General features: G+C 48.8%; 11 protein-coding genes and 1 tRNA gene. 4 read left to right on the plus strand and 8 right to left on the minus strand.

Annotation, left to right across the window (positions count from 1 at the left end; translation table 11 throughout):
* Positions 1-51: 51 nt before the first annotated feature.
* Both AC5ELV_RS07045 and AC5ELV_RS07050 read right to left on the minus strand, forming a co-directional pair.
* Entirely contained in the window at positions 52-357 is a 306-nt protein-coding gene (locus AC5ELV_RS07045) for a DUF1292 domain-containing protein (protein ID WP_007431055.1), read from the minus strand.
* A 79-nt stretch (positions 358-436) separates the two neighbouring features.
* Positions 437-994: a hypothetical protein gene (locus AC5ELV_RS07050; protein WP_023989343.1), complete on the minus strand. Its 558-nt coding sequence runs from the start codon at positions 992-994 to the stop codon at positions 437-439.
* Between the two features lie 202 nt (positions 995-1,196).
* On the opposite strand from AC5ELV_RS07050, the gene AC5ELV_RS07055 reads away from it, so the two are divergent.
* On the plus strand, positions 1,197-1,952 hold the full coding sequence (locus AC5ELV_RS07055) for an MBL fold metallo-hydrolase (RefSeq protein WP_493429632.1): 756 nt from the start codon (positions 1,197-1,199) through the stop codon (positions 1,950-1,952).
* 125 nt (positions 1,953-2,077) lie between these two features.
* Here AC5ELV_RS07055 and AC5ELV_RS07060 read toward each other — a convergent pair whose 3' ends face one another.
* Together AC5ELV_RS07060 and AC5ELV_RS07065 are read right to left on the minus strand one after the other, a co-directional pair.
* A complete protein-coding gene (locus AC5ELV_RS07060; protein WP_013371899.1) occupies positions 2,078-2,314 on the minus strand; it encodes a DUF3892 domain-containing protein in 237 nt (78 codons plus the stop codon).
* A gap of 87 nt (positions 2,315-2,401) precedes the next feature.
* On the minus strand, positions 2,402-2,848 hold the full coding sequence (locus tag AC5ELV_RS07065) for a GNAT family N-acetyltransferase (RefSeq protein ID WP_493429633.1): 447 nt from the start codon (positions 2,846-2,848) through the stop codon (positions 2,402-2,404).
* A gap of 139 nt (positions 2,849-2,987) precedes the next feature.
* Here AC5ELV_RS07065 and AC5ELV_RS07070 point away from each other — a divergent pair.
* Positions 2,988-3,059, plus strand: a tRNA-Val gene (locus tag AC5ELV_RS07070).
* Between the two features lie 289 nt (positions 3,060-3,348).
* Here the strand turns inward: AC5ELV_RS07070 and nirD are convergent.
* Together nirD and nirB (AC5ELV_RS07080) are read right to left on the minus strand one after the other, a co-directional pair.
* Positions 3,349-3,678: a nitrite reductase small subunit NirD gene (nirD, locus tag AC5ELV_RS07075; protein ID WP_493429634.1), complete on the minus strand. Its 330-nt coding sequence runs from the start codon at positions 3,676-3,678 to the stop codon at positions 3,349-3,351.
* A gap of 20 nt (positions 3,679-3,698) precedes the next feature.
* On the minus strand, positions 3,699-6,122 hold the full coding sequence (gene nirB, locus AC5ELV_RS07080; protein ID WP_493429635.1) for a nitrite reductase large subunit NirB: 2,424 nt from the start codon (positions 6,120-6,122) through the stop codon (positions 3,699-3,701).
* Between the two features lie 444 nt (positions 6,123-6,566).
* On the opposite strand from nirB (AC5ELV_RS07080), the gene AC5ELV_RS07085 reads away from it, so the two are divergent.
* Both AC5ELV_RS07085 and AC5ELV_RS07090 read left to right on the plus strand, forming a co-directional pair.
* On the plus strand, positions 6,567-7,169 hold the full coding sequence (locus tag AC5ELV_RS07085) for an ANTAR domain-containing response regulator (protein WP_493429636.1): 603 nt from the start codon (positions 6,567-6,569) through the stop codon (positions 7,167-7,169).
* A gap of 19 nt (positions 7,170-7,188) precedes the next feature.
* Positions 7,189-8,250 carry an anthranilate phosphoribosyltransferase gene (locus AC5ELV_RS07090; protein WP_493429637.1) on the plus strand — a complete coding sequence of 354 codons (1,062 nt, stop codon included), beginning with the start codon at positions 7,189-7,191 and terminating at the stop codon, positions 8,248-8,250.
* Between the two features lie 138 nt (positions 8,251-8,388).
* Here the strand turns inward: AC5ELV_RS07090 and nasC are convergent, their stop codons facing one another.
* Together nasC and nirB (AC5ELV_RS07100) are read right to left on the minus strand one after the other, a co-directional pair.
* On the minus strand, positions 8,389-10,569 hold the full coding sequence (gene nasC / locus AC5ELV_RS07095; protein WP_493429638.1) for an assimilatory nitrate reductase catalytic subunit NasC: 2,181 nt from the start codon (positions 10,567-10,569) through the stop codon (positions 8,389-8,391).
* Positions 10,570-10,652: 83 nt separating this feature from the next.
* Positions 10,653-12,827, minus strand: coding sequence for a nitrite reductase large subunit NirB (gene nirB, locus AC5ELV_RS07100; protein WP_493429639.1), 2,175 nt, complete (start codon positions 12,825-12,827; stop codon positions 10,653-10,655).
* Positions 12,828-12,887: the final 60 nt, after the last annotated feature.

Genomic DNA, 12,887 nt, shown 5'->3' on the forward strand with positions numbered 1-12,887 from the left:
TATTTGGGGGCTTTTTTTCTTGAAGAGCTATAACAGCTGCTACATCCAATTCTATTCGTATTGGGCAACAAGCTCGCTATATGCAGCTTCTACACGTTTCCACTCATCTTCGTCCTCAATATTGTAAAGCACCATTTCTTCGTTTTCTTCTTCCATACGAAGAATAATGCCATCCGCTTCGGGATTGCCTCGCTCAAGCAGAAGAGCATAAACGTGATCTTCTACATCAAAGGTCTCTACTAGCACCATTTCTACATCTTTACCATTTTCATCAGTTAGCGTAAGAACCATTTCTTCATGTTCGTGGTCATGATCGTGGTTGCAGGCTTCACCGTGTTCATGTTTGTGATCACTCATGGAAATACCTACCTTCAAATTGTTTTATTTTCCCCCGTATCGTAACATGATCAAGGGTGCAGGTCAATTTGTGGTATGCCTAATTTATCGCTGTAATGACTTTTTCGGACACCAAGGTATAGCTGCCGTCTTTGCTCTCTTTAATGTAGAAACCAACCCGGTAATTCCCTGCTGTTTTGAAATCATACGTAAAGTCGTTCGTACGGAACCAGAAGTTATCCTTTTGTGCTCCTTTGATATCTTGGGACTGAATATCCTTTACGTTGCCCGAAGGGTCGGTGATCGCTACCTTCACTCCGGAGATATCTGTTTTCAAGGTATCAATTTGACTAAATACATTAAATTTCACTTTATTGCCTTTATTCACGTTACCAAACACAGTATCTCCCTTGAACAGGAACATATGCACGTTAGGCTGGTCGAAAACAACTTTTCCACCGGATGGATCAAAATTTACAAGTCCGTTAAAATCACGAATGGGCACATAGGTTTTCCCATCAATGACAACCGCACCATCTTTTGACACTTCTCCATTAATAATCAACTGCACTTGGTCCTTGGCGGATTCCGCCGAAATGGCGGTCCCTCCCATTATTGAAAAGGCCATCACTAGGGCCATCACTTTTCTCCATTTCATCACTACTAATCCCTCCATCGTCATCTGTTTAAAACCTTCTGTCGTACATTTATACCTAGCTCAGCCGCACAAGTTGCGCTGTGTTTCACAAATTGTCCAAAGTTTTTACATAAGGAGCCAAATCTTTAGTTCCGGCAGTATAGGTGATAAAATACGACTGTAGAATATCCTAGTACACAAAAGTCTGGAGGATAAATCCATAATGAGCCTAACGATACAAATGCTTGGCACAGGCAGTGCCTTTGCCAAGCATTATTACAACAACAACGCGCTGCTTGACAGCGGAGAAGGCAAACTGCTGATCGATTGCGGTACAACCGCTTCTTTAGCATTACATCAAATGGGCGTCCCTTTGCCTGATATTGACGCAATTTTAATTACACATATTCACGCAGATCATGTCGGAGGTTTGGAGGAATTCGGTTTTCAAATGAACATTCTCCATCGTCGTAAGCCTCTACTTTATATCGCCGAACCACTAATACACCCTTTATGGGAGCATACACTCAAGGGTGGGATGTCACAGCAGGGTATGATTGACAAGCTTGAAGATGTATTCGAGGTAAACGTAATAACGCCTGGTGTACCCACTACATTAGTATCCGGTATCCAGGTGGAGCTAATCCCTACAAGGCATATTCCTGGTAAAAACAGTTACTCCATATTCATTAATGATCGCCTTTTTTATAGTGCAGATATGGTTTTTGATCCTGATTTGCTTCATCATCTGGTGCATAAACGAGGATGTCGGAGTATTCTACACGAGGTTCAATTACAAGGCGCTGGAGAAGTCCATACGACGTTGGACGAGCTGCTAAGCTTGGCGCCATCTCTTCAAGAGCAGATTCATTTGATGCACTATAGTGATGATATGGAACAATTCAGGGAGAAGGCCGGAGCCATGTCCTTTCTGGAGCAGCAACGGGTATATCACCTTGCAGAATTGGAACGCGCATAGTAGCATGCTAAATACAGCTTGAACAATGAACAAAAAGCCGCCTGGCTTTCCTACAAAGGATAGCCAGGCGGCTTGCTGTTCTTGAATATAATGATGAACTTGCATTCTAATGTTGCGAGTTAAGGTCAGAACAATGGCAGTTGATCCAGGTTATTAGAAGGATCTCCATCGGCATCTCCCCGAATTCGTTTACTTCCATCCTTGGCTTTGAAAACGTTAACGCCTGCAATTGAGCCTGCTTCAATCTCGTTCAATGCTTGGCTGTAATCTAAGATCCGACCGGTAGATGTCTGAAAAGACGTAAGGTCGCCATCCCCGTTTTTACGTACTGCAGTAATTTGCTCCCGTTCTGTGTTAGCCATGCTGTATCGCTCCTTATCCATAGTATAGTGGAGGAACTTTTACTAGCATGCACATTGTACAGATTTGTATGCACCTTACGCTGTCGACTACAACTTTTTACGCATACGTACATGCGGTATTCCCGCATCGTCAAAAGGTTCATCGGAGATCGTCTCGTAACCGAGCTTTTCGTAAAACTTCTCGGCTTGACATTGGGCATCTAGCAGCGAGTATCTTAACCCCAATTCACGCGCACGTTCCTCCAGTGCTAGCAGTAATACACGTCCATAGCCTGCGGCACGATGCTCCTTGAGAACGGCAATACGTTGCAATTTAGCTGTATCTTCCTCATAGTATGTCAACCGACCAGTGGCCACCATTTCACCATGTTCACAAATTAGCAAATGATGGGCCGTATCTCCCAGCTTGTCATAATGATCAACTTCTAAATCGAGAGGAACCTTTTGCTCTTCGACAAACACTTTGGTACGGATCGATATTGCCTCCCGTAGCTGCTCTTCTGTTGTTACACTTATAATTTCTGCGGCCAACATCTGTTCCCCCTATCATTAATTACAAATCTGCAAACTCACTAAATTCGAATTATATATATAAATGATCATGAAGTACAGGCTGACTTCTATTTTTCCACTTTACATATATGGTTAATACATGATATTATCTAGTAACCGCAGGACGGTAGCTCAGCGGGAGAGCATTATCTTGACAGGGTAAGGGTCATGGGTTCGATCCCCATCCGTCCTATACGTCAAAAGCCTTGATACTCAAGGCTTTTTTGTTTGTCTAGAGATAAATCTAGTTATCCTGTGAAAAGAAAATAGGTCATTGACTAAGATTTAGTCAATGACCTATTTTTTAATCAAAATGATACTTATAAGATAAAAAATCCGTCTGGAAAAGTAGGATCGACTTTTCTGTATACTTAAATCACTGCACTTTAACAACACCACTTCTTCAACAAAGCTTTTCACCTTAATCCTTCTATTATTTAGAAGAAAAAAAGCAGGACCTCAGCACAAGACGCATAGAATTCTTAGATTACGATATAAACCGCCCCGCTCTCACCGTCAATCTCCGTCGGGTAAGCAGTCACACATCCAGTATCCGGCTCTTGCACCCGGCCAGTGGAAAGGTCAACTTTCCAGTCATGGAGCGGACAATGGATTGCTGAGCCACATATCATTCCTTCGGATAACCGTCCCCCTTTGTGCGGACAACGATTCTCAAGCGCATGCACGCTGCCATCGCTCAGACGGAATACAGCTATCTCTGTATTATGAATGCGAACTGTCCTTGCTCCACGTCGGTCAATTTCGTTCAGATCAGCTATTCTGATTCTGTTGGTTGTCGTATTGGTCTCCATTTTGTCAGCCCCCTATTCCATTACTGGCTAAGTTCCGGCAGTTGCACAAAATTTTTGCGCAGCTCTTCGTTGTGAATAATTTCGTGCCACGGATCAGTCGTCGTGCTCAACGTCTCCTCAATTCTGGTCACCAGTTGCTTCCTCGTCTCTGCATTCGCGAGTGCCTGTTTAATGGATTCAACTCCGACCCGTTCCACCCAATGGGCTGTGCGTTCGTTCCAATTGGCCTGCTCACGATAATACTGCAGATAGGCACCGGTCCATTCCATCACTTCATCCTCGGTTTTAACGGTACAAAGCAGTTCAGCTGCCCGGACCTTGATACCGCCGTTACCTCCAACGTAGATCCCCCAGCCACCGTCAATAGCAACGACGCCCAAATCCTTGATCGTCGCTTCAGCACAGTTACGCGGGCAACCGGATACAGCCAGTTTGACTTTGGATGGTGCATTCAGACGTTCAAATACCTTTTCCAACCGGATGCCCATACCCATAGCATCCTGAGTGCCAAAGCGGCAAAAGGTGTTACCGACGCATGTCTTAACCGTTCGCAGCGTCTTTCCATAGGCGTATCCAGACGGCATATCCAACTCGGCCCAGATCCCCGGCAAATCCTCCTTCTTCACACCAAGCAGGTCAAGACGTTGGCCACCCGTAAATTTAACCAGAGGCACATTGTATTTCTCTGCGACAGCAGCAATTTTTTTCAGGTCGGCAGGTGAAGTAACTCCTCCATAAATGCGGGGTACGACAGAATAGGTGCCATCTTTCTGTATATTGGCATGGTACCGTTCATTCGTAAATCTGGATTCCTTCTCATCCTCATAATCCAGTGGCCATAGCATACCTAGATAATAATTGAGGGCCGGCCGACATTTGGTGCAACCTTCCGGTTCGTTCCATCCCAGCACATTCATCACTTCTTTAACGCTCTTCAATCCCATCTCCCGAATGCCATCAATGATCGCTTCCCGGTCAAGCGTCGTACAACTACAAATCCCCTCTTTCATTGTTTCTCCGGCTTCTGCGCCTGCGTATAGCTGTAAGAGTCCCTCCACTAATGGCTTGCAGCCGCCACATGATGCCGATGCCTTCGTGCATGCCTTAATCTCCCCGACACTCCGGCAGCCAGCCGCAACCGCCTCTCCAATGTCACCCTTGGATACACCATTACATCCGCATACAATTTCGTCATCAGGCATCTGCTCTAGCATCATGGCGCCACTAGCTTCAGGTTGACCGGGATTGAAGCCAAGTAATAACTCTTTCTCTCGGCCAACCACCGACTCGCCACTTTTGATCAAAGAAAATAGCATGGCTCCGTCAGACGTATCCCCAAACAGAACGGCTCCGATCAGTTTTTCTTCCTTGATTACGATTTTTTTGTAGACGCCACCAATATCATCCTGATACCGCAGAGAACGTGTTCCCGGTTCATCCTTGTAATCCCCTGCTGAAAATACGTCGACACCCGATACCTTCAACCTTGTCGAGGTAACAGAACCACTGTAGCCGGGAGTCTCCACTCCCGCGAGCCGCTGAGCCAGTACACCACCCTGCTCATATAATGGAGCAACCAGCCCGTAAGTGATTCCCCGGTGTTCTGCACATTCGCCAACGGCGTAGATGCCAGGGATATTCGTTTCCATGTAATCATTTACGATGATGCCACGGTTTACAGGAATTCCCGCCGACGCCGCCAGTTCAATGTCTGGTTTGATGCCTACCGCCATAACGATCAGATCCGCTTCCAGCTCGCTGCCATCGGCAAATTTCAACCCTTCCACGCGGCGACGCCCTGTTATAGCCGCCGTCCGCTTATTGACCAGAAATGTCATTCCCTGCTCCTCCAGCTCGCGCCGTAGCATAAGGGAAGCAGCCTCATCCAGCTGCCGATCCATAATATATCCGTTAATATGAATAACTGTGACGTCCATCCCCAAGTTAAGCAGCCCCCTAGCTGCCTCTAGCCCAAGCAATCCGCCGCCGATGACGGCTGCTTTTTTGTGCGTCTTCGCCGTCTCCATCATCGTTTCACAGTCACGAATATCCCGGAAACCGATAACACCATCCTTGTCGGCCCCTGGAAGCGGCAGAATAAAGGCTTTAGAACCCGTTGCCAACAACAATAAATCATAAGAGATGCATACGCCGGAGCGTGATGTCACCTGCTGCTTTTCCGTGTCGATAGCTGTGACAGGATCATCGGTATACAATCGAATATTATTATCTTCATACCAACTCCAGTCGTTGATGACAATATCCTGCAAACCTGCCCCTCCCGCCAGAACGGAAGACAGCATGATCCGGTTATAGTTTGGATGGGGCTCGGCCCCGAATACCGTAATCTCATAGCTACCTGGTGCAAGCTTCAGCAAATGTTCGAGAGTGCGTATTCCCGCCATTCCGTTGCCGATCAACACTAACTTTTGGATATTGTTCATCAGGTCACTCCCCTTCCATTTGTATTCTCAAAACATAAAAAGCCTGCTTCACATATGGGGATTCAAAATATCCCCCACATGAGAAAACAGGCTCCATTGCCGTTTCATCGAATACGCCGTTGTATCCATCAGAGTATGGAATTAAAAAGTATTGTAGCTAATATATAATGGTTCAAATGATATGTCAACATTCCTTACGCATTAACTTATAAAAAATTATATTTTATCACCATGTAACATGTCTATGACGTATAAAATATCACTTCCCTACAAAATTAGGATTGATTTTCAGACCAAAACACGCCAAAATGGTTTAAAAGTCCGTTTTAGCTTGATGATGGTGGAAAAATAAGCAAACGGATAAAATCACATGTCATATTTGTTATCAACAAATACCATCTCCATCGCTAACTACCCTTCATATTACAGAGAGGAGGAGCCCGCTTGCGTTCCTTGTTGGTAATTCACTTACATTCTGACCATGTATCTGAGCAGACACGCGCCGTTTCCTCATGGCAGGCAGGACCTGAACACCTTTTAGAGTCCAACGGATACCTAACTCTGCCCTGCCGCAATGAATCTGAAATCAAACAGCTAATCCTTAATGCAGATGCGGCGGTACTAAACATACCTGTCGGCATGATCAGCATATGGGGTGACAGGCTGGAGCAAGCCAAAGCGGTCCCATTGCTCTGGTGGTGCAGCGCAGAATCAGCGCTATCATCGACAGAGGCTTGTGAAGCTGATGTCACTGTTGATGGCATTCTAACCCCTTCTATGGCAGCCCATGAGCTGAATTGGGCTCTTCATTTTAGTGCCAAACGCTTTTTTGAACGCCAGCACTGGCAAAGTGAACGCAAGCAACTGACCGCTCGGCTGGAAGAACGCAAATGGATTGATATGGCGAAAGGAATACTCGGGGAAGTAAACGGTATCCCGGAAGCGGAAGCATATGATGTGCTACGAAAAAAAGCAATGAACGAGCGCAAACGTATCGTTGATGTGGCCATCTCCATCGTCAAAGCACAGCAAATGCTAAAAGCATAAATCTGAAAGGGGCCTGAACATGAATATCATTGAAATATTAAAAGAAGTTGGTCGTGGCAAAAGGGGCGCCCGGGATCTGAATTACGCCGAAGCCGAAGCTGCTGCCGAACTTATTATGACCCAGTCAGCAACCCCTGCTCAAATCGGAGCTTTCTTTGCCGCGGAGCGCATTAAAATGGAGAGTGTTGGCGAGCTGGAAGCATTCGTAAACGTCTGCCGTAAATATACCCATCGCTTCCCGATGCAGGAAGGTATTGATTTCGCCGGTCCGTATGATGGCAGGAAATCTTCATTTATTGCTACCTTCGCAACGGCCTTTCTACTCGCCTCATGCGGAATTCCTGTAACGATGCATGGCAGTACACCTCTCCCTCCCAAATGGGGTGTTACGCTCCCGCTTTTATTGCAGGAAATGGGGGTAACACCCCGGAACATGACGCGCGAAACCGCCATTCATGCCGCGAAGCTGACCGGTGTACTGTTCGTAGCCTCCGAAAAGTGGTGCGCGCCCCTGCGAGATCTGCGGCCCATTCGCGAAGAGCTGGGGCTTCGCACAGTGCTGAATACAGCCGAGAAACTGGTTGATTACGGTTCTTCCCCGTATATTGTATTCGGCGTTTTCCACAATACGGTGTTCGAAAAGACGGCGAAACTCATGCAAAATCTGAATTACCACAGGGCTCTGATCATCCAAGGGAGCGAAGGATCGGAGGATTTGTTCATCGATCGGCCGACCCGGACTTACCTGCTTGCTAACGGCGAGGTATCACTACAGGTTATTGATCCGGAAATGTACGGGCTGGATTCGGTGGTACCAGAGCATAACTGGACCCCCGCTGAACAGCTGCGCATTACGGAGGAAGTGCTACAAGGCACAGCTTCTATAGCCTTCTCGAATCAGGTGTTACTCAACAGCGCGGTCCGACTGTTCGTTGCAGGGCGAGTCGACTCCATAGAGGAAGGTTTGTATACCTGCAAACCGCTGCTAGAAAACGGGGACGCCTGGGGTTTGTATTGTCACTGGCGAGAAGCTATGCTCAGAGACGAAATAAAAACAGGAGCAAGCAGATCCGAAACCTAATTACATTAATAATTATTGGCGTCACGCAGTCTAGTGATTGCGGGCCCTAAACTGTCCAATCCAAAAGGCCAGCTCCCTTACTCATACCAAGGGGGCTGGCCTTTTATGCAAAGAAAAAGTCACTTACTCAGTCCTGCTCTAGAACTCAGACCACTCCCCGTTATCTGCACTGGTTGCGGCTACAGCCAGGTGAAGGGGACGGATGCGTACAGCAGCCGTTTTGAAGCCAGGCATCCGACAGAACGGATCAAGATCCGGTCGGGTCGCCCGATTTACATTTTGTATCCCTCCCCAATGCATGGGCACGAAGAGCGTATCTTCGCGGATATGTGGTTTGATCCGGCTGCGGACAGTGAAGCTGCCGCGCTGTGATGCTATTTCTACCCACTCCCCGTCCCTGATGTGCCAGCGTCGCGCTGTCTGCGGATGAATTTCCACATAATTTTCAATCTCTCGCGCGGCCAGCGACGGACTTCTGCGCGTTTGTGCACCGGTCAAATAGTGAGCAAGTACACGGCCGTTCGTCAAAACAAGCGGGTACTCCTCTGAAATCTCCTCTCCTGCTCCACAGCTTTCAACCACCGTAAAAACAGCCTTTTGATCGAAATGGGCAAAGGTTTCCCGAAACATCGTATCCATACCGGCTCTGTCCGTAGACGGGCATGGCCAATAAACTCCTTCTTCACGACGCAGCCTGTCGTATGTGATCCCGTAGTAATCGGCAGGACCGCCCCGGCTGGCGAGCCGCAGTTCTTCAAAGATATGCTCAGCATCCCTGTAAGAGAAATAGCTGCCCTTGTTTAGCTTTGCAGCCACCTGACACAAAATGTTCCAGTCATCTCTAGCCTCGCCCGGTGCGGGCCTCGCCGCTTCCCGTAGCAGAACGCGACCCTCCAGATTGGTCATCGTCCCCGTATTCTCCAAATAAGATGTCACAGGCAAAACAACGTCAGCCATTCGCGCGGTTTCCGTGAGAAACATATCCGCCACAACCAGCAGATTCAGCTTTTTGAGGGCTTCCTCCACCAGCCGGACATTCGGGTTAGATACAACAGGATTAGAGCCCATCACGAACAAAGCTTGGATTTCTTTCTGATGCACAAGCTCCATCATTTCATAGGCGGACACTCCTTTACCCGGCAAGCTGCTTGGTTTCACTCCCCACACGGATGCCACATAGGCTCGATCTTCTTCATCCTCAATTGATCTGTAACCAGGAAGCTGGTCAGCTTTTTGGCCGTGCTCTCGCCCCCCTTGCCCGTTTCCCTGACCTGTGATAGCCCCATAACCGCATCCTTCCCTTCCAATCTTGCCAGTGGCCAGCACCAGATTAAGAAATGCACGCACCGCCATATGTCCATCTGTCTGCTGTTCAACACCCCTGGCCGTAAAAACGATGCCAGTCTCCACACTGCCAAAGGCACGTGCTGCCTGCTGGATCATTTCTACCTCAATTCCGCACAACGCAGCCGATTCTCTCAGATCCACACCCTTCAAATGAGTCAACAGCTGGTCATAGCCGTTGGTCCGCTTGCGGATAAACTCTTCATTCGCAAATCCTTCGTCCACGATGACCTTTAGCATGGCATTGGCCAGCACAGCATCCATACCCGGCTTGATTTGCAGGTGCAAATCGGCGGCCGACGCCGTTGGTGTCGCGCGCGGGTCAATTACGATGACAAATGCGCCGTTTTCCTTCGCCTGGTGAAAATAAGGCATTAAGGTCGGCTGACATTCAGCGATATTCGTACCTGCGAGCACAATACAACGAGCCAACGGAATATCAGCCAGTCTACAGGTCAGTCCGCGATCAACACCAAACACTTTACTGCCAGCGGATGCCGCTGCCGACATACAGAAGCGCCCGTTATAATCGATATATCGCGTACCTACAGCCACTCTTGCAAATTTACCGAGTAAATAAGCCGTTTCATTGGAGAGTGAACCTCCACCGTAAATTCCGATTGCATCAGGACCCTGTGTGGACAGTAGCGTAGAGAAACTGCTAGCTATAGTATCCAACGCCTCCTCCCACTTGACGGGAACAAGTTTGCCCTCTTTGCGAATGAGAGGCTGTACCAGTCTTTCCGCATGAGTTGCATGCTGATGCGCATTCATTCCCTTGATGCACAGCCTACCCTGCGAGGCTGCATTAGGCTTCCCTTCCGCCTTATACACTGTACGGATGGTACCCGCAAGTGTCTCCGTATCCGTACTAACGGTCATCTTACATTGCACGCTGCAAAACGGGCACTGTGTATCCATTACTGACGATACATGTAGCCCAGCTGCCGGTTTGCCTTCTCCTGACTGACACATCAAAGTCACCTCCCCTTCGCCACTTTTCGTAATTTTATTGTCTGCACACGCTAGATATATCGCCACAACTCCAACTCAACCCGTCATCCTGTCAGCATTGTGGTCCGTAGGCTGCCCGCCAGTTCACTTCGAAGAGCAGCATCAAGTACACTTTCCCGTAGCGCCAGAACGCCAGTCCTTTCCATCCACTCCCACACTTTCTCCCCATACCGGGCACTATGTCGGTATATTTGCAAGCAGGCTACAGCCATCAGGACTGCTTCTGCCGGGTCTTCCTCCAAGCCAAGCAGCTGCCCCTGGCGAACCGGATGCTCTGCATGGCCACCGGCATATACCTCCCAGCCTGCCGGAGATCGAGATATTCCAATATCGTGGACAAGTACACCTCCGGGATACGCCGATCCAGGACAAATAGCAACTGTAACCAACGCGGGCAATGCGAGACTTCCCCATAAAGTTGCCAACCGCTCTCTTAGCCAGGCTACTTCTACAAAAGCCTGATCCATCAGGTCCGACTTAACAAAAGTTCGATCCTCGGCATTTAGGTTCGTAAAGCGCAGACCCGCAGAGGGCGCCCCTCCTCCGTACTGCGGTGCGACCTGAACCGCAACGCCAGCCCCTAGTGGATTTGTCGCAGATCTGTCGCGCAACCCGAGAGATTCCAAGTAATAACGTACAGCCGGACGACACAATTCACACCCCTGCTGTCTGGTCCAACCGAGACGGGACACTACTTCCTCTGGAGTCTGACAGGCTGCGTCCACCATAGCTGTTTTAAGCGAATCATGATCGTAATGTGTACATCCACACACAGGGACAACTTCTTGGGCGGTCGGAGTAACTACAGGCCCGGAAACTGTCGATCGGGACAAACTATTTTTGACCAGTGCAGCCACCAGCGGCCGACAGCCCCCACAGGAACCGGATGCTTTGGTCCGGCTCTTCACCTCTTCCACCGTCTTCAGCTTATCCGTGGCAATCGCTCGCAAAATAGCCCCCTTACTCACACCGTTGCACGCACATACCGTTTCCTCTTCTGGCAGTGCGGCTGCCGCATCCTCTGCTTTGCTCCCACTGTTATCCCGGGATGTAAGCTCTGTAGCGGCCGCTCCGCGCCGCACCATTCCGAGCAGCGAGGTACTTTCCGCCGTATCTCCGAACAAAATGGCGCCAGTGACAGCACCGGCGTGCATCATCACTTTTTTATAAACCTCCTGCATCCCGTTATATTCCATGACCGCTGTCTCGTTACCCTCATCGCGAATGTCTCCTGCGGAAAACACATGAACCCCCGCTACCTTGAGCTGCGCATACGGAACCGTCCCTTCATAGGGAGCCGTTTCACGCCCACAAATAACTTTTGCCAGCACTTTTCCCTGCTCATATAGCGGCGCCACTAGCCCGTATGAAATCCCGCGATGCTCAGCACATTCGCCGACGGCATAAATACCGGGAATATTCGTGCGCATATAATCATCCACGACAATCGCACGGTTTACGATCAGACCGCTGTCCTGAGCTAATTCGATATTCGGTCGGATACCAACCGCCAGCACAACCAAATCCGTTTCCAACCTGTTCCCGTCCGCAAACATCAATCCTTGCGCCCTGTTTTGGCCTATGATGTTGACCGTTTCCTTTGCCAAATGAAACCTCATGCCCTGTTGCTCCAGCTTTCGCTGCAGAAGCACAGCCGCCGTCCGGTCAAGCTGACGGTTCATAAGATACTGCGCATTATGAACAACCTCAGTTTCCATCCCTAGATTCAGCAGGCCTTGAGCAGCTTCAAGTCCTAACAGCCCCCCTCCGATAACCGTGGCCTTGCGGTATGTTTTGGCATATCTCGCCATGGTTTCACAATCATTCACATCACGAAAAGCGATTACTCCCTGTTTTCGAGCTCCGGGAATGGGCGGCATGAAAGGCAATGAGCCCGTTGCCAATATGAGCATGTCATAAGGTTCTTTGATGCCGGATTCCGTTTCCACCATCCCGGCTGCAACATCAATACGACAGACGCGTTCACCCGCGTACAGCTTTACCCCGTTCTCTTCATACCAGGCCCAGTCATGGGTAACGATATGTTTAAATGAGCTCTCCTCCTGAAGCATTTTGGACAGGAGCACTCGGTTGTACCCGGGACGGGGCTCTGCACCAAATATCGTGATTTGGAACCGCTCTGGCTCCAAATTGAGTATTTCCTCCACACATTTGATGCCTGCCATACCGTTGCCGACGACGACCAGTTTTTTCATCATATTAAAACCAGCCCCATTCTCCGAATAAAATAAGACAGAAAAAGCCCTTCTCCATTCAAT

This window comes from Paenibacillus sp. NMA1017 (assembly GCF_058895805.1).